The organism is Opitutus sp. ER46, from assembly GCF_003054705.1.
In the GTDB taxonomy this organism is placed as follows: Bacteria; Verrucomicrobiota; Verrucomicrobiia; order Opitutales; family Opitutaceae; genus ER46.
The window spans coordinates 249,201-267,265 of sequence record NZ_QAYX01000021.1 but is presented as its reverse complement, the minus strand read 5'-3'; the positions used below and the strand labels follow the sequence as shown (position 1 = coordinate 267,265).

14 protein-coding genes are annotated in these 18,065 nt (G+C 67.8%); 6 read left to right on the top strand and 8 right to left on the bottom strand.

Translation table 11 applies throughout. From position 1 onward, the window contains the following. Positions 1 to 18: 18 nt before the first annotated feature. A complete protein-coding gene (locus DB354_RS09505; protein ID WP_107835577.1) occupies positions 19 to 438 on the top strand; it encodes a DUF5069 domain-containing protein in 420 nt (139 codons plus the stop codon). A gap of 96 nt (positions 439 to 534) precedes the next feature. On the opposite strand, the gene DB354_RS22510 is transcribed toward DB354_RS09505, so the two are convergent. Next, on the bottom strand, positions 535 to 2,097 hold the full coding sequence (locus DB354_RS22510) for a hypothetical protein (protein WP_199226824.1): 1,563 nt from the start codon (positions 2,095 to 2,097) through the stop codon (positions 535 to 537). A gap of 163 nt (positions 2,098 to 2,260) precedes the next feature. Between DB354_RS22510 and DB354_RS09495 the strand changes: the two genes are divergently transcribed. Beyond that, the gene (locus DB354_RS09495; protein WP_107835322.1) at positions 2,261 to 3,094 is read left to right on the top strand and encodes a WecB/TagA/CpsF family glycosyltransferase; all 834 of its coding nucleotides are present in this window, start codon (positions 2,261 to 2,263) and stop codon (positions 3,092 to 3,094) included. Between the two features lie 108 nt (positions 3,095 to 3,202). Here DB354_RS09495 and DB354_RS09490 read toward each other — a convergent pair whose 3' ends face one another. Next, complete coding sequence (locus tag DB354_RS09490; protein WP_233256596.1) at positions 3,203 to 3,883, bottom strand: 3'-5' exonuclease; 681 nt, start codon at positions 3,881 to 3,883, stop codon at positions 3,203 to 3,205. Between the two features lie 73 nt (positions 3,884 to 3,956). On the opposite strand from DB354_RS09490, the gene hisN reads away from it, so the two are divergent. Further along, on the top strand, positions 3,957 to 4,727 hold the full coding sequence (gene hisN / locus DB354_RS09485) for a histidinol-phosphatase (RefSeq protein ID WP_107835318.1): 771 nt from the start codon (positions 3,957 to 3,959) through the stop codon (positions 4,725 to 4,727). A 178-nt stretch (positions 4,728 to 4,905) separates the two neighbouring features. Here hisN and DB354_RS09480 read toward each other — a convergent pair whose 3' ends face one another. The 4 genes from DB354_RS09480 to DB354_RS09465 all read right to left on the bottom strand — a co-directional run bounded on the left by DB354_RS09480 (position 4,906) and on the right by DB354_RS09465 (position 9,771). Beyond that, positions 4,906 to 5,706: a DUF2059 domain-containing protein gene (locus tag DB354_RS09480; protein WP_107835316.1), complete on the bottom strand. Its 801-nt coding sequence runs from the start codon at positions 5,704 to 5,706 to the stop codon at positions 4,906 to 4,908. A gap of 142 nt (positions 5,707 to 5,848) precedes the next feature. Next, complete coding sequence (gene queF, locus DB354_RS09475) at positions 5,849 to 6,223, bottom strand: preQ(1) synthase (protein ID WP_107835314.1); 375 nt, start codon at positions 6,221 to 6,223, stop codon at positions 5,849 to 5,851. 106 nt (positions 6,224 to 6,329) lie between these two features. Further along, positions 6,330 to 7,901, bottom strand: coding sequence for a ribonuclease Y (gene rny / locus DB354_RS09470; RefSeq protein WP_107835312.1), 1,572 nt, complete (start codon positions 7,899 to 7,901; stop codon positions 6,330 to 6,332). A 139-nt stretch (positions 7,902 to 8,040) separates the two neighbouring features. After that, positions 8,041 to 9,771 (bottom strand): exosortase/archaeosortase family protein, encoded by a 1,731-nt coding sequence (locus DB354_RS09465; protein ID WP_158277459.1) that lies wholly within the window; start codon positions 9,769 to 9,771, stop codon positions 8,041 to 8,043. 30 nt (positions 9,772 to 9,801) lie between these two features. Between DB354_RS09465 and DB354_RS22280 the strand changes: the two genes are divergently transcribed. After that, positions 9,802 to 10,752, top strand: a complete 951-nt coding sequence (locus DB354_RS22280; RefSeq protein ID WP_158277458.1) for a glycosyltransferase family 9 protein — start codon at positions 9,802 to 9,804, stop codon at positions 10,750 to 10,752. A 273-nt stretch (positions 10,753 to 11,025) separates the two neighbouring features. Beyond that, positions 11,026 to 13,935, top strand: coding sequence for a TonB-dependent receptor (locus DB354_RS09455; RefSeq protein WP_158277457.1), 2,910 nt, complete (start codon positions 11,026 to 11,028; stop codon positions 13,933 to 13,935). A 129-nt stretch (positions 13,936 to 14,064) separates the two neighbouring features. Here DB354_RS09455 and DB354_RS09450 read toward each other — a convergent pair whose 3' ends face one another. Next, entirely contained in the window at positions 14,065 to 15,525 is a 1,461-nt protein-coding gene (locus DB354_RS09450; protein WP_158277456.1) for an O-antigen ligase family protein, read from the bottom strand. Next, the gene (locus tag DB354_RS09445; protein ID WP_158277455.1) at positions 15,522 to 16,982 is read right to left on the bottom strand and encodes an oligosaccharide flippase family protein; all 1,461 of its coding nucleotides are present in this window, start codon (positions 16,980 to 16,982) and stop codon (positions 15,522 to 15,524) included. The genes DB354_RS09450 and DB354_RS09445 overlap by 4 nt, the downstream gene beginning before the upstream one ends. Before the next feature lie 69 nt (positions 16,983 to 17,051). Here DB354_RS09445 and DB354_RS09440 point away from each other — a divergent pair, with 69 nt between their 5' ends. Continuing rightward, on the top strand, positions 17,052 to 18,065 hold the full coding sequence (locus DB354_RS09440; protein WP_107835302.1) for a glycosyltransferase: 1,014 nt from the start codon (positions 17,052 to 17,054) through the stop codon (positions 18,063 to 18,065).

Here is an 18,065-nt window from a genome sequence, read left to right as displayed (position 1 = left end):
CCCATGCTGGGGCTCACCATGAAAGTCCCCGGACTCCGCAGTGATTACGAAAAAATCGGCGGCCTCGTGTTCTTCGGCCGCATGCTCGACAAAATCCGGCTCAAGGCGGCCGGCAAATTACCGTCCGACTACTTCACCGGCACCGCCAACCGCACGCACTTCGATGCGCGGTGCTGCCGCTTTCTCCAGGTCGACTACGATCAACTCGTGGCGCGGGTGCTTGCGGGCGGCACCGACGAGGAGCTGCTGGCGTGGTGCTTCACCCACGGCCGCCGCCCGACCGACGATGATATTCAGGTCTGGAATGAGTTCATGATGAAGCGCGGTTGGAATGACGCCGGTTCGTCCGAGCTCGCCCAGGCGAAACGGGACCGCGGCTTCGGCGATCGCGCCGACATCCAGACCTGGTTCGATCTCCACCGGGCCGAAGAAGCCTGAGCGGCGCCGCGCGACGACAACAAAAAGGCCGGGGCGTGTTTCACCCCGGCCTGACAAAGCTTTTGGGGGCTCGAGGCGAAGACCGCCTTTGCTCCCTCAGCGATTGGGGTACTGCACCCAGCGGTTCTGGACGCGGATGCGAAGGCGTTTGCCCGACTCGAACCGGAGCTGGCGGTAGTCCTCGCCGGCCACGGAGTGCAGCTGGCGCACGTATTTGTCGGGCCCGACCAGATCGTCGTACGTGGCGGTGGTCTTGCCCGTTTCGAGGTAGTACTGGTCGGCCGCCGACGAGAGTTGGCGGAGGTTGTTAAGCACCGCCTTGTCCTGCGAAGAGGCGCGAACCTTCTGGAACGCCGGGATCGCCATCGCGGCGACGAGGCCGACGGAGACCGGGTTGTACATCGCGACCGCGACGAGCTCCTGCTTCATCGAGCGATTCCAGTACGAGCGGAAGAGAATGCCGTCGGGCAGGTTGGTCCGCACCGCCACGAGCGGGCGGTCGATCTTCGGGATCTGCGCGACGATGTTGGCGATCATCGGCTTCACCTGCGGCGGGAGGTTCGGGTTGAGCGACTCGATCTTCCGCAGCCCGTCGAACAGGCGCGGGTGCAGGTAAACGACGCCGTTGCCCTCGTTGCCGAGCGCGGCGATCGCCTTCTGGTACTCCGGCGTCTGCGCGAGGCCGGTCTTGAGCGCGCGGCACTCATCCAGGAAGGCGCGGGTCGTCGCGAAGAACAGCGTGCTGCCATCGACGACGATCACCGGCTGCAGTTCCTTCACGGGCGAAGGCTGCGCCATTTCGTAAACATGCTGCGTGCCAACATCGGTGCGCTTGAACGCGGGCGACTTCGCCAGCGCGGGTTCGAGCGCCGGCGCGATGTTGTCGACGCAGACCAGGAGCGCGAAGGACGGCAGCGCCGCGCCGCCCGGGACCGGCAGCTGGATCTGCTGGTCGGGGTTCATGCGGACCACGATTGCGGAGTGTCCTTTCATGCCGTGGATGAGATCGAGCACGGAGAGCGCGGCCTTCTGGCCGGCGTTCTTCAGCGCGGTCTCCATCTGGTTTCCGACCGGTTCGCCGGCGACCTTCGCCACGATTTCCTTCACGGTCTGATAGATGACCGGAAGATCGAGCTCGGCCTCGGCGTAGAACGCGGTGTCGGCCGGCGCGAGGCCGAGGTGCACGAACGGTCCGGGTTTGCCGCCGAGGCCAAGCAGGAGGCCGTGGCGTTCACCGGGCGTGTAAAGGAAGGCACGGTTGCGGAAATAGCCGGTGCCGTCCGACACCGAGCTGATGCCCATCGCCTTGACGTCGGTGAGGCCGAGCGTCGTGGCCAGGGCGATGAGGTCCTGTTTCGCAAAGGGCGCCACCTGCGGCTGCACCTGCGCGATCTGCGTCAGGATCTGCTGCGCTTGTTTCGCCACCTTCTGCACGTCGCCGTCGACATCGACGTACCCGTACAGCGTGCCGCCGATCTCGAGGTGCTTCTGCACGGCGAGAAAGTGCTGGCTGCGCTCGTTTTCCGGCACGACCTGCAGGGTGACAGGCTTGGGTGCAGGGGCCGCGGCAGGGGCGGCGGGGGCATCGGCGCGTTTGCCACATCCGGACAACAGCGCGAGGACCAGGACAACTCCACACAAGAGGAATCTGGGGTTCATGGCAGCGGCTGGTTATAGACAGGAATTGATAAGCGGAAAGGCTTTATCCGCAGGCGGACGCGATCGTGGACGATCGGCGGCGCGGATCCATTGGCGGTCGCGGGCGGCAGCCGCAAAAACGTCCCTTGCGGGGCTCGCCAATTCTGGCTTCCTCGGCGCCAGCATGGACGCCAATGCCCCGCTTCTCCCGCCGGTCGTCAACCGACCCGACGGCGGGGCTGCCGGCGGCGCCTCCGTCCCGCGTTTCGACGTGATCGGCGTAGGTATCTCCGCCCTCACGCTGAATCAGGCGCGGGACGCCGTCCTCGCGGCACGCGGCCAACCCGGCGGCCGGTACATCTGCTGCGGCACCGCGTACGGTCTCGTACAGGCGCGCGCCGACAAGGCACTGCGTGACGCGTTCAACCACGCTTGGCTCACGACACCGGACGGCATGCCCCTCGTCTGGCTCGGCCCGCGTGGCGTCAGCCGGGTGTACGGTCCGGACCTCATGCTCGCGGTCTGCGATGCGGGGCGGCGGGTCGGGTTACGCCACCTGCTCTATGGCGGACAGACGGGCGTGGCGGGGGAACTGCGGCGCCGGCTGGTGGCGCGTTTTGCCGGGCTCGAAATCGTCGATGCGCTCACGCCGCCATTCGGCGCGCTCGATGAGATCGACCCCGCGCCGCTGCACGCGGCGGTCGCCCGCACGCGCCCTGACGTGATCTGGGTCGGTCTCGGCACCCCCAAGCAGGAGCGGTTCATGGCTGAGCAGGCGCCCAAGCTTCCCGGCGGCGTGATGATCGGCGTGGGCGCAGCGTTCGACTTTCACTCCGGCCGCGTGCGCCAGGCGCCCCGCTGGATCCGCGGCAGCGGCTTCGAGTGGCTGTTCCGCTTCTGCATGGAACCGCGTCGCCTCGGCTGGCGCTACCTCCGCACCAATCCCCTCTTCCTCGCCTACCTCCTCCGCCAAAAACTCACCCGGCATCGCCCCTTTCCGGGTCCGTTTCCCCAATAGCGCCGTCCCCACCGCCCCTCTCCGGGTCCGTTGCCACCGGCTCCGTCACCCCACCCATTCCCCCGTAGCGCAAAAGCGAGCGGCCCCCCGGGCCGCTCGCTTTTGCGCTTAGAAGAGCTCGCGCTGCTGCAGGTCCTGCCGCTTGCGCGGGTCGAGGGTGCTGAGGGCCAGCATCTGCATCGTGGTGAGTCCGGCCGTCTGTGGGTCACAGGCGAGCAGGCCGAGGAGCACGGCGCCCGCCAGCGCATCGTAAAGCGCGGCGTGGAAGTGGCGGCGCGGCGGCGGACAGTGCCGTTCCGCCAGCGCATCCAGCGTCGCGCTCAGGCCGGTCACCTCGATCAGCGACTCAAGCCGGCCCGACTCGAGGTTTGGAAACAGCTGCGCGTACAGCCGGGCGGTGTCGATCCAGGGTCCCCAGTCGAAAACGCGCTCTCCGGGCCGGGCAAAGTCCGGCGAGCTCCGCGGGTACGGCCACGCCGCCTTGATCAAGGAGTTCTCCACCCCCGCGTAATGCGCCGCCAGCGGCCCGCGCTCGCGCAGGCTGGCAAAATATTCCCACTCGTCGGCGAACGGCTCGGCCCCGACCAGTTGCTCGGCGGCCAGCCCGTGCACCGCCACGTCCGCCGCCCTCACCTCACCCACCGGCCGGCACAAGCGCGTACGGGCCTCGATCACCTCGCCGCGCAGCAAGGTCGCCACGCCGAACTCCAGGACGCCCGAGGTTTGGTTGCCCTCGAAGTCCACGAAGAAGATCGGTTGCTCCGTCCAGCTCGTTCCCACAGCCAACACCGAACACACCGGCCTCCGGAATCCGATCTTTTTTTCCGTGTGTTCCCAAGCCCCCGTCGGCCATGCTCCGCGCGTGAATCTCGACCGTTATCGCACTCTCATGGCAGAGCTCGCGGCAGAAAGCGGCTCGTTCATCCGCCCGCTCTTTGGTCATCGCGGCCTCGCGGTGGAGTCCAAGGCCGACGCCTCCCCCGTCACCGCCGCCGATCGCGGCGCCGAGGAACTGATGCGCGCCATGATCCGGAAGCGTTTTCCGGAACACGGCATCATCGGCGAGGAGTACGGCAGCGAGCGAGAGAACGCCGAGTTCGTCTGGATGCTCGATCCGATCGACGGCACGAAGTCCTTCATCACCGGCGTCCCACTCTGGGGTACGCTCATCGCCCTGCTGCACCAGGGTCAGCCCATCCTCGGCTGCATTCACCAGCCGATCCTGGGGCAACTCATGCTGGGTGACGGCCAGACCACCACGCTCAACGGCCGCCCCACCCGCGTCCGCCTGTGCGCAGGGCTCGCCGACGCGACGTTGCTCACGAGTGATCCGCTCAACTTGGCCAAGTACCAGGATCCCGCCGCCTGCGACCGGCTCGTGAGCCAGGTGAAGCTCTACCGCACCTGGGGCGACTGCTACGGCTACCTGCTCCTTGCGAGCGGGCTCGCCGACATCGCGCTCGATCCGATCATGAACCCGTGGGACATCGCGGCGCTGATCCCGGTGGTGCGCGGCGCCGGCGGCACGATCACCGACTGGAACGGCGGCTCGCCTTTCCCGGCCGAGTCCACCGTCGCCGCCTCCCCCGAGCTCCACGCCCAAGTGATGACCGTTTTGAACCCGCCGGCGTGACCGCCGGCGGGAGTGGCCGGCCGGAGTGACAGTGAAAGTGAGAGTGAAAGCGGCCCAGCCGGTCACCGAGATGGCGTCGAATTGGCTGAGCCACGCCGACGGGCGGAGTGAGAGTCCTCAGTGAGTTCGTGCCACACCTTCACTTTCACTCTCACTTTCACTGTCACTTTCACTTTCCTCAATTCGTCTCGGGCGTCGGGACGGCGTTCGCGGTGGGATTGGCCGCAGCGGCGGCGGCCGCCTTCTTCTTCATCTGCTCGGCCGCAAACTCCTTCGCGATCGCCTGCACCTTGGGCATGGCGCTCATCATGCGCGGCATGATGATCTGGTTCATCTTCTCAGCCAGCGCCGGCTGCTTGTCGGAAAACGCCTGGCCCAGCGGCGAAGCGTAGAAATTACCCAGCTGCTGCAGCTCCTCCTTCGAGAAGATCTCGCTGTAGGCTTTCGCGACGTCGGCCTTCAGCTCACTGCCGGACACCGCGGCCATCATCGTGTCCATGATCTTCTTCTGCATGGCCACGGCGTCGGCGCGGTCGACGTCGGAGAGCCCCATCTGGGACATCATGCGGTCGATCATCGCAACCTGCTGCTTGCGCGCACCGGCCATCGTCTTGTCGAGCACGTCCTCGAAGTGCATCGCGTCGAGCACGGCGGTCGCCTCGGCGATCGTGGCCGGCGTGAACTTCGCAGCGGCGCTTTCGCCTTCCGCCACGGAGCCGGAGGCGATCGTAACGGGCGTCACCTTGCCGTCCTTCTCCAGGGACAGCGTGGTCGTCTTGGCGTCGAACTCCTTGAGCGTGAACCCGGCAAACGCGTCGCCGAGCTTGAGCCAGGAGCTGGATTTGCCATCGACGTCGACGAGCATGAACCGGCTTTGTTTACCCACCGTCAGGGTGGCGTTGAACACGGGCACGGACTCAGCGGCCCAGGCGGCCGCGGCGGTCAGCGTAGCAAGACAGAGCGAGAGCAGCGTTTTCATGGTCAGGGTGGAGCCAAGACGCTGCCACCGGCACGCGCGATGGCGAGACCGTTGGCCATGAACGGCGACAAACCGAGATGGGCGGTCGCACTCGATCCGGTGATCCGCCCGGCCGGGGATGGACGCGTGAGCGCGGCCCGGATCAGCGAGCGGAGCGACCCTTGCGCGCGGCCGGCTTCCACTCGGCGGTGATCACGGACGTGAACCCGCCGCGCGCCTTCCAGTCGGCGATGATCGTCAGCTGCCGGGGCTTCAAAACCGTACCGAGGTCATCGCAGATCTTGTTGGTGACGGCCTCGAAGAAGATGCCCTCGTTGCGAAAGGCGTGGAAGTAGAGCTTCAGCGACTTCAGCTCGACGCAGATCTTGTCGGCCACGTACCGCACCGTGATGTGGGCGAAATCCGGGTGGCCGGTGATGGGACACAGCGACGTGAACTCGTGGTGCGTATGCTCGATCACGTAGTCGCGCTGGGGCGCGGGATTGGGAAAGGTCTCGAGGATCTTCGGGTCGGCCATGGGAAACGTTGGTCGGAAGCTGTATGCCGGGAACCCGGGGCATCGCAAGCCGGCGCATGCCGCTCGCCGCCAATCCGCGTGGCCGACGCCGGGCCGGGCGCCGCGCTCAGGTTGCGGTCTCGGTGAAGCGCGATTCGCGGATCACCGTGATCTTGATCGTGCTCGGGTACTGGAGCTCGGTCTCGATCCGGCGGCGCAGCTCCTTCGCAATCTCGCGGGCGCGGTCGTCGGTGACCTCGCTGGGCGAAACCACGACGCGAATCTCGCGACCCGCTTGGATCGCAAACGCCTGCTGCACGCCTTCCAGCGAGAGTGCCAGCTTTTCGAGCCGGCCCAGCCGCTGGATGTAGTTGGTCATCGACTCGGCGCGCGCGCCGGGGCGCACCGCCGACAGCGTGTCGGCCAGGATGATCAGGCCCGCGTAAACTGTTTCGGGGCGGACCTCCTCGTGGTGCGCCGCCACCGCGTTCACCACGATCGGCGTCTCGCCGTAGCGCTTGATGAACTCGGCGCCGATCATGGCGTGGCTGCCCTCAAGGTCGCCCGGGACCGCCTTGCCGAGGTCGTGCAGCAACCCGGCGCGCTTCGCGACGTTCGGGTCGAGGCCAACCTCGCTGGCGATGAGGGACGCGAGGAAGGCCGTCTCAATCGAGTGATCGAGCACGTTCTGGTTGTAGGAGAAGCGGTACTTCAGCCGGCCGAGCAGCTTGATGATCTCCGGGTGCAGCCCGTTGATGTTCAGCTTCGAAACCGCATCCTCGCCCGCCTGTGTGGTGATGAGGTCGATCTCCTCCTTGGCCCGCTTCACAAACTCCTCGATCGACGCCGGATGGATCCGGCCGTCCTTGATCAGGCTCTCGAGCGCGCTGCGCGCGATCTCGCGGCGGACCGGATCGAAAGAGGACAACAGCACCATCTGCGGCGACTCGTCGATCAGGAGGGTCACGCCGGTCGCGGCCTCGAAGGCTTTGATGTTCCGGCCCTCGCGGCCGATGATCCGGCCCTTCATGTCCTCGTTGGGCAACTGGACGATCGTCGCGGTGAGGTCGTTGTTCGGCTTGCTGGCGATGCGCTGCATCGCGGCCACCAGGATCCGGCGCGCGTCGTTCTGCAGCTCCTGCTCCGATTTCTCCAGGGTCGCCCGGCGCAGCGCCCGCAGCTCGTCCTGACACTCGAGCAGGACCTCCTCGCGCAACTGCCGCTTGATCTCGTCGGCGTCCATCTGCGAGACGCCCTCGAGGCGCTTGCGGACGCTCTTGGAAAGTCCCCGGATCGCGTCCCGCGCCTGCTTGATGGCGGCGTTCTCGCGGTTGAGCCGCTCCTGACGCTGCTCCAGTTGGTAGTCAAGCAGGGCCAGCGATTCTTCGTGCGCCCGGATCTCCCGCAGCCGCACGTCCATCTCGATCTCGCGGCGATCGTACTCGCGGTTCAGCTCCGCCCGCTTGTCCTGAATTTCCGCCTCCGCCTTCTGCTTCAGTTCCTCCGCGGCCACCGCGGCCTCGCGGCGGGCGACCTCAACCAGTTCCGCCGCCTGCTCATGCGCCACCCGGCGGGTATGGCGGGTGAAGGCCCAGACGATCAGGAAACCAATCGTTCCACCCACGACCAAAACCGCCGGAAGCGACCAGTCGACAGGGTCGCTTTCGGCGAACAGAAACGCGAAGTCGGCTGCGCTCACTGTCGTCAAGGGACGGTGACCGTATGCCCCGAATGACAAACCTCAAGCCTCGGCTTGGTCCCCGCGCCAGGTTCGGCGGCCCCCCAAAGTGTTGGCTGGCGCGGCCCCTAAGCCGCCTCTGAAGCCGGCCGCCGGGCCGTCAGCGCCCCGCTGGCCGACCCACCCTAACGCCGCCGACTGGCATCGGCGCAAACACCGGCAGCGTGCGCTCCAGCACCGATTGCATCCGCCCCAGGGCCGCCTCCTCGCCGTCGGTCGCATCCGTCAGGAGGAGCACGTAAGCCCACCGGTCGGCCCGCGCCCGGAACACCCGGTTCCAACCGTCCCGTGCCATGCGTTCCCACGCGGTGGGCACCTCGGCATCACCGCCGACAAACCAGTAGGCGACTAGCTGCGGCACGACCACCGGCCCCGTCGACGTCGGCTGCTGCCGATCGACGCGCAGGAGCGACGCCGGAATCGGGCCGCCCGGCCGCTGCGGGTGCCGGAAGAGGTGCGTCGCCCGCCCGCGAATCGTCCAGCCCTGGCCCACCAGGCAGAGTTCGGGACGATGGATGGACGTACGATCGCGCCCGCTGAGCACGATCGACAAGAACACCCGCCGGCCATCCCGCGGCGCCACATACTCCATCCGGGAATACCCGGTGTCCGGCGGCAGGATGTCCCGCTCCACGGCCGAAACCGCCGCCGGCCGGCCCACCCAATCGCGCCCAAGGATCACGGGCAACTCGACCGGATTGAGTCCGTCGGCCGCCAACGCCACCCCCGCCCGGCCGAGCGCCGGCCGCGTGGCCAGGCGGTGGAGCAAAACGCCCTCGGTCAGCGCCAGCGTGATGACCACGCCGGCCACGACCCAACCCGCGCCCCGGCCTGACACCCTCGCCCCCACGGCGCCAGCCGCGCCCGGCGCCGGCGCGCGCGGCCGCTCCGGCCGGGATCGCTGCAGCCACGCGGCAACACCCCACACGCCGCCGAGCACGATCACGAAAACGCCGTAGCCCATGACGACGTGGATGCGGTTGCCCCACGCCTCGCCGCCGACTTCGGCCGCCACGACGATCGCGAGGATCCGGACCACGTTGCCCACGTACACGAGCGGGAACGCCAGTAGCAGGAGCAGGCCGCGCCGCCACCACGCCCGGAACGAGAGATAACCCAGGAGCAGCGATAGCGCGGCGAGCGCGAGCAGCGAGCGCACGCCCGAACATGCCGCCACAACGTCGTAGTTGAAGCGACCGTCCGGCGCGAAGAGCTGCGTTCCGCTTTGCCGCACATCGATGCCGGCGGCGTGCGCGACGGCCGCGCCGGCGTTAACCACCCAGACGCGCAGCCAGAAACCAAGCGAGTCGAGCGCGTTGAGCGGCAGGGCGAACACCAGGAACGCCACGGGAAACGCGGCCGCGCGCCCCCAGCGCGGGCCGCCGCCCAACCGCAGCACCCCCCAGAGGAAAAGCAGCAGCGCAAGGATCGACACCCGCGCCTGCTGCGCCGCGAACCCCACCGCATGCAGCGCCAGGCCCGCGAGCATCGCCACCAACGGCGCGGCCAACGCCGGCGCGGCGAACCAGCGCCCCCCCGCACCCGATGGCGCCAGCTCGGGAGACACGCCCACGCGGAGGTTGCGCCAGAGGAGCCAACCGCTGAGCGCGAGGATCAACCAGCCGTGCTGCGTCTCCGATCTGGGGTTGATCCACTGGTACGCCCACCACCAGTAGAGCGAGGCCGTGTCGATGTAGCCGTGGTTCGCGTTGCCATAGAGCAGGAACACCATCCCGCCGCCCACCGCGCACCCCGCCGCGGCAAGCCACGATCCACTGCCCGCCCACGTGGGCGGCGCGGCCGGGACCGGGGATGCTGGGCTGCTTGTCATGCCGCCGATTGAGAACTTAAGTGCCGGGGCTTGGCAAAACCTTCGCCAGATTCCAGCCACCCGCCACGCCTGCTCGTCCTCGAACTCTGGGGCCTCGGCGATGTCACGCTCGCGCTGCCCTTTCTGCGTCGGGCCTCGGCCAGTTTGCAGGTGACGCTCGTGGCGAAGCCCCACGCTGGCCCGCTGCTCGCCCGTTTCGCACCCGAGGTCGGGCTCGTGCCGTTCATCGCACCCTGGACAGCTTTTCGCGGAAAATACCGGTTGCACCGCTGGCCTTGGCGCGAACTTGCGGCACTGCGCCGCACGCTGCGCGCGGGCGGCTTTGATGCCGGTATCTCCGCGCGGGCCGATCCCCGCGACCACGCGTTGCTGACGCTGAGCGGTGCGCGCGAGCGCATAGGATTTCCCCGTGCCGGCTCCGGCCGGCTGTTGACCAAGCGGCTGCCATGCATCGGCCTGATGCACCGCGCTGAGCAATGGCGCGCGCTCGCCACCGCGATGGGATGGGACCTGCCACGATTCGCCTCGGAGTCGCATGGCGTGCGCAGCGGCCGGCGGATCGTAATCCACACCGGCGCCGGGCACCCTGTGCGCCGCTGGCCGATCGAGCGTTACCATGCGCTCGCCGCCCGACTGCGCGCTGAGGGATGGGAACCGTCGCTGGTCGACGACACCGTCAGCGACCTCGACACCCTTGTCGACGTGCTGAGCACCGCCGACCGCTTCATCGGCAACGACTCCGGGCCGGGCCATCTCGCGGCGCTCCTCGATGTGCCAACGTTCACGATCTTCGGTCCGCAACGCCCCGAGCTTTTCGCCCCGCAGCACCCTGACGCCGCCTGGATCGAGGGAGCTCCCTGTGAGTACAAGCCGTGCTTCGACGCATGCCGCTTCGCCCAACCTGACTGCCTGCTCTCCCTGAGCGTCGATTCCGTCTGGTCCCGCGTACAGGCGTGGCTCGCTCGCCAACCCCGGACCTGACCACCCGCCGAGGCGCATTCCCGCCAATACCGAGGACAGCGCAGCGGGGACTCCGGCGGAAAACTCGCCGACGTCAACCGGCTTGTCCGATCGGCCAATGATGCGCCCACCGGGATTCCAGTACGATTCTGAGGAAAACCTCTGAACCTCATGCGATTCGTCGGACTACCCCTTCGCCGCCTTTGCGGCTCCGCCGTGCTCACCCTCGGTGTTGCTCTCCACGCTCAGACCGTTCCTCCGCCATCGCCCGCCGCCGCCGAGGCGCCGGTCGAAATGAGCCCATTCGTCGTCTCGTCGGACGGCGATACCGGCTACGCCTCACGCGAAACGCTGGCCGGCACCCGCTTCAAATCCGATCTCCAGGACGTGTCCGCGCAGGTGTCCGTCATGACCAAGGCGCTCCTGGACGACCTGGCGGCCGCCTCCCTCGAGGACGCCTACCGCTATTCGATCAACGTCGAGAACCAGCAGGAGTATTCAAATGCCAAGGACACCGGCAATGATCCCGCGCTGCTCACCCGCGCCCGCGGCCTCGCCGCGCCTGGTGTGACGCATGACTTCTTCGTCAGCTATGTGCCGCAGGACACCTACAACTTCGAGCGGGTAAACTTCTCGAGCGGCCCCAACTCGATCCTCTTCGGCAATGGCAACCCGGCCGGCATCGTCGACGTGGCACTCAACCGCGCAAATCTCACCCGCGCCAGCTACTCGGCCACGCTGCGCCGCAACAACTACGGGTCCGGCCGCCAATCCATCGATCTCAACCAGCCGCTGATCAAGCAGCGCCTGGCGGTCCGATTTGACGCGCTGTTCGATGACACCAAAGGGTGGCGCCGGCCCACCGCCGTCGAGGACCGACGCTATTACGGCGCGATCGCCGCCAAGCCCTTCACCTCGACCACCGTGCGGGCGTATTTCGAAAAGCTGGACCTCGACCGCACACTCGCGCGCAACATCCGGACGCTGGACCTGGTGACGCCGTGGATCAACGCCGGCCGGCCCGCGTTCAATAACGGCCTCAACAGCCCCACGCTGATCAACACGGCCAACCGCGGCATCTTCGCCCGCAACACGACGACGACCCCGGTTTACATCCTGGGCGCCACCGCGAGCACGTCGGACCCGTACGTATCCTGGGGCTCAGGCTCCAGCGCCAATATCAACCTGCCCACCACCGCCTATTCGGCCGTGACCATCGGCCCGGGCACCAGCCCGAATCAGACCGGCTCGGACAGCTACACTTACAGCCTGCCGCACGACGAGACCGTCTCCCCCTTCAACGTGACCGTGGAGGGCAACACCAAGCGCGACGTCACCACCGCGCAGATCTTCGGCGCCTCGATCGAGCAGCGCCTCCCGGGCGACCTGTACCTCGAAATTGACTACAACACGGAACGGATGGACCGGGTCGCGAGCAACCCGCTGAGCAGCGCCGGCCTTCGCGCCGACCCCAACGTCTATCTGCCCGACCGAATCACGCCGAACCCAAATCTCGGCCGGTACTACGTCGATCTCGGCGCCAACACCGCGTACTACTGGCGCAAGCAGACCGAGGAAGCGCGCATCATGCTTTCCTACGACGTCGACGTGACGAAGCGGAGCGACTGGCTGCGCTGGCTGGGCCGCCACCGCTTCGCCGGCATGTGGTCGAGTTCGGAGATCTTCTCCGCCAACCAGGGCATGTCGGCCAAGCTCATCCCCTCGACGCTCACCACGGTCGATGCCATCACGAATGCCTACAACACCCTGACCACGCCGGCCGGCCGCTACTATCTCTCCGATCCGCTGCAGCCCGCCACCGGGAAGACATTTTATGTCACGCTGCCGTGGGACACCGCGGGCAAAGTCACCGATTACACCCTGCCGGATGGCAGCCGCTACAACATCGGGTGGCGGACGCCATATGGGTCCAGTGCCAAGGGCAACGGCATCAACAGCCTCACGCAAAGCCGCCTGCTCGCGATGCAGAACATCTTCCTGCGTGGCCGCCTCGTCCTGAACGTCGGGTTGCGCAAGGACAACGTGCGTTCGGCACCGTGGGTACCCACCAATCTCACCGCTTCCAGCACCTCCGGCTACCTCCCAACCTGGGCGCGCAAGCCGCCGACCAACTGGTCGGTGTTCACCCAGGGCAACACCGAGACGTTCGGTGCCGTGCTTCACCTCCTGCGCGGCGTCTCCGTCTTCTACAATCAGTCCAACACCTGGAACCCACCGCGCTCCTCCTTCGACCCGCTCACCGGCGCCGCCATCGAGGGTTCCACCGGCAAGGGCAAGGACTACGGTGTGATGCTGCGCCTGTGGGATAACCGGGTGTCATTCCGGTTGAACAAATATCACAACAGCACCGGTCCGGACTCAGCGGTCACCTACCGAACCCTGATCATGCCGGCGATTCAGAATATCGAGCTCACCCTCGCCCAGGCGCAGACCGACGGGCGCGTCACCACCCCGATCCCGGAGCCCTTCCATTTCGACCCCGCGGTGGGCGGCGAATTCTTCTCCCATCAGGTCTCCCGCGGCTACGAAGCCGAACTCACCTTCAACCCGATCAAGAACTGGCGCCTCACCTTGAACGGATCGCATGCGACGGCCGTCCAGTCCGACATCGCGAGCAACTGGATCAACTTCATCCAGGCCCGGTCGCCGATCTGGGCGCAATACGGCGACCTCCAGGGCCCGAACACCGGCACGACGACGATTCAGACTTACTACCTCGGGATCATTCAGAATCTGAACCTGATCAAGCAGGTGGAAGGGCAGTCCGTCGACCAAGGCCGGAACTGGCGGGCCAACCTGTTCACCCGCTACGATTTCACCTCCGGCCGGCTCAAGGGCGTGTTCGTGGGCGGTGGCTACCGGTGGCGCGCCCGCAGCGTGATCGGCTACCGCTATGCGTATGTCGATAACGCGTTCCCGCTCCCAGGCGCGCCAGCCCAGCTCAACGTGCCGGCCCTCGACAGCCCGATCTACGGCAAAGCAATGGAGGAGGCAGAGGCCCTGGTCGGGTACACCCGCAAGCTGAACAAGAAGATCACGTGGCGCGTGCAATTGAACATCCGCAACCTCCTCGACTCCCAGCGGCTGACCGCGCAGCGCGCAAACTACGGCTCAGGCTTCGTCACGAATTACGACATTCCGGAACCGCGAAGCTACGTGCTGACAAATACGTTCAGCTTCTAGCCCCAGCCGGCCAGGCCAGCGGCGATGAACCGCCCCCCGCGGTCCACCGCCGCCCGCCCCGCTCGGCCAAGTCGCGGCAGGCCCAAGGAGCCTCCTCAAACCCAGTGCTGCTTGCCTTCAAATTCCTGGTCAGAAATCCGAATTCTGTTCGCCCAGCGCGTCCGCCGAGGCGGTCACCCCCTCCCGCGGCGCATTCGCGAGTCCGAGCACCGTCCAGAAGACAACCGCACCCATTGGTCCTTCCAACACGACGCCAAAGCACGCGCTAGTGAGGATCACCCAGGCCACCAGCCAGTACTCCGAGTTGCCGCCCGTCGACGCGGGGAGCCGCAGCTCGCGCCAGGTGCGCGCCGCGATCGCTCCGATCACCACCAGGAACGCCGTCAGGCCGATGACACCGGTGCGCCCCAGCGCGGTCACCACGATGCTGTGCGGACTGCGCGCGGTAAAATCCTCCTCGGCGTCTGGAAAGTACACGCGCGTAAACGGCTCCGCCAGATCGTAGCCGAACCCGAGGCCAAACCACGGTGCCTGGGTCAGCGTTTCACGCGCGACCATCTGCCACCACACGAGCCGAAACCGGTTGTTATCGATCTTGTAGCCCGCGTCGGCATCCGCACTGGCACCACTCCCCACGCCGACGATCGATGCCACCCGCTGGTACACCGGTGTCAGCGGTCTGGCTCCCGGGCTCACCCACCCGAACACCGCCGCCCCCAGCAGCAGCAACGCCGCACACCCCAGCGCCAGCGCCTGCACCTTCAGCCACAGCCAGCGCCGGGCCAGGACGAACCATCCCGTCGCCGCCAAAAGGCCCACGAGCGACGCGCGATTGTCCGAACTGAGGACGGTCACCGTCCCCGCCAACGCCAGGAGCAGCCAGGGCCAGCGGCGCGTGCGCTCGAAGCGCGCAAACGTCAGGATCACGCCCGCCGCCAGAAACGTCGCCACCAGGTCACCTTTCACGAAGATCAGCGGTGTTCCCCGGAAGGTGAGTTGCTGGAGGAAGAACTCGGGGTACCGCCGGAAAAATTCGAAGAGCGGGATCGCCGCGACCGTCGCCAGCAGCAGCGCGCCGCCCAGAAACCGACGCGCCAGACCGGTCCGCGCGGCCTGGTCCTGCGCCACGAAGAAGAACAGCGCGTAATACACCATGGCGAAATCGCGCAGCGCCAGAAAGCCATGCACCCGCACGTCGGTGACGATCCGGCCCGACGCGATGATCATCCATGCCAGCACCGCCACGTTCAGTGCGTCCCGCCGCCAGGGCCAGCGCCGCGCCACCGCGGCCCTTACCCCCAGCCAGCCGAGTCCAAGCGCGAGCCCCGCCTCAGCGGGCAGGAGCGGAAAGCCCGGCACGAGCGACAGCTGGGCGAAGCCGCGATTACCCACGATGTACCCGACCAGGAGCCCGCCCAGTACGAGCACATCGAACGACAGGCCCAGCGCGAGCGTGCACGCGCCCGCCACGCCGGCCACCGCCAGCAGGGTCGGCAAAAGGAAGTCGCCGGACGCAACCCACCACCCCACCGCCACCGCCAGCACGCCGCCGGCAGCCAACCCGAGTCGATCTCGTGTCCGAGGGTTCATGCGCGCCAGAGGAAGTGGCCGAGCCATTCGCGGCGCACGCCTTTCGCCACCGTGAAGGCCAACCCCAGATAGAGCAGGGCCGCGCCCACCGCGACACCCAGCTGGCCGCCGAGCGTCGGCCGGCCGGCGTGTTGCGCCGCTGCCAGCACGAGCCCCAGGCCGACGTTCAAGATGAGCGGCCGCGCGCTCGCCGTCACCACGTCGCCCATCGCCGCCGGCGAGGCGGCCACCGCCAGCGGCACCGTCGTCGCCGCCACCACCAGCGCCGCCACCGCCATAGCCTGCGCCATCTGCTCGCCCGCCCCCTGCCGTTGCGACCACACCGCGACCGCGGTGATGACCAGCCCGAGCAACCCCAGCAGCGCAAGCCGGCGTGTTCGCCCGCTCGAGATCAGCAGCCAGGTCGGCACAAACAACCAGGGTTGCAGCGCTAATCCCAGCCCCAGCCAGCGCACCACCGGGACCGCCCCCGCCCAGCGTTCACCAAACAGGACGCCCACGACCAGCTCCGGCACGGCCACACAGACGGCCGCCGCCGGCAGCGTCAGGTGCATCACGCCATTCAGCAGCGCCCGAAACCGCGCGCGGTACGCGAGCCCATCGCCGGCCACGCGGGCCAGCTCCGCGACAATCCACGCCGTGAACGGCGCCACCGTGAACTGCGCCGGCAGCGCCGTCGCCTGCACCCCGCGGCCATACACGCCGAGCGCATCGGCACCCGCGACGCGCCCGACGACGATCTGGTCGCTGGCGCGCTGAAAATACTGCGCGACGTTATGCACCGAAAGTTGCGCGCCGAAACCCAGCAAACGGCGCCAGGGCAAGGGGGCCGCGTCCGCCGTATCCGAATGCCATGGACACAGCCGAACCGCCAGCGCGCACGTGATCACTTCGCCGGCCACGGCAAGCAGGACCAGGGCCCAGGCGCCGGCCCCCGCGAACGCCGCCGCCACCGCGAGGAGGGTGCTGCCCAGGAGCGCCACGGTGTCGATGAGCGCCGCGCGGCCCGCGTGCCCTTCGCGGTAGCAGAGCGCCACGCGGGGCGCCGCGGCCCCCGCAAAGGGAAACGCGAGGGCCAGGGCGGCCAGCAGGAGCGTGAGTCGGGGTTCGGCGTAGAACCACGCGGCAATGGGTCCGGTGGCCGCGCACACCAGGCCGATCACCAGCCCGCCGATCACGCCAAAGCGGCACATCGCCCGGAACTGCGCCGGCGTGAGCCCGGGCTGCGGCACCGCCGCACCGGCGCCAAGATCGCGCACCAGAAACAGCAAGCCGTACACGATCGCGGCCATGCCAAACCGGCCGTAATCGGCCGGAGCCAGCAACCGCGCCAATCCCATCGCCCCGCCGGCCCGCACGACGAAACGCACCCCCTGCGCCACGGCGAGCGCGCGACCGCCCCCGCCCGTCGGGCCGGGCACGGTCTGGCCGGCTGGAGTCGGAGGGGCGGCACGCATCGCGCAGTGGGCTCGGAATATGGGCATTGCCGGTCGTGGTGAAAGCTCCGAATCTCCCGCGCCCGCGCCATGCCCGCCGTCTCCGTCATCATGCTCAACTGGAACCACGGTCCGTGGCTGGTCGAGGCGGTGCGTAGCGTGCTGGCCCAGTCGTTCACCGACCTGGAACTGATCGTCATCGACAACGGCTCGACCGACGGCTCCGTCGACCAGTTGCAGCGCGCCGTGACCGACCCGCGCCTGCGCCTTTTCACCGAGCCGGTGAACCGGGGTATCAGCACCGGGATCAACCTCGCGATCGCCCACGCCACGGCGTCCTGGATCGCCCTGACGGACGGTGACGACCGGTCGCATCCGCTGCGGCTGGAGCTCCAGCTGAAGGCGCTCGCCGCCGATCGATCGCTCGATGCCATCGCGACCGACGCCGAGACCATCGACCAGGCCGGCACCGTGACCGGCCGGATCGACAGTACTCACTCGCCCGAGGCGATCCGCGGACAGGCGCCTTTCGGAATGCCGGTGGTAAACCCGACGCTCCTCGCGCGCGCCGAGTGGTTTCGTCGACTGGAGTATCGCCCGGCCGTGCGCTGGGCGCCCGACTACGATTTTGTGCTCCGGCTGCTCGAAGCCGGCGCGCGTGTCGGAGCCCTCTCGCTTCCCCTCTACTCCTATCGCCGACACCCGCATTCGAGCACCGTGGCCATGCCCCTGGCGCACGAGTTGGGCACGTGCGCGATCCGGCTCGCAGCTGCGCGGCGCCGGGCCGGCCGCCCGGAACGGATCGACGAGGCCTTCGCCACGGTGGACGCCCGCCTGGCGGCGGGCATGTCATTGGGCACCGCGTTTCGACTCTATGCGGATGATTTTCGGGCCGAAGGTTTTCCGCTGCTGGCGGCTTTTCATAGCGCGCTCGCCCAACGGGTGGCGCCCTCGGCCGGGACCAAACTGCGCTTTGCGCGCGACCTGATCGCCGCCGTACGAGCCGACGCGGGATCGTGGCGCGAGGCGCTCGGAGGCATGGCCAAGGGACCGTTCTGGCTGATGCTGCGCCGGGCGGGCTTCCCCGTTCAGCCACGTTACTGA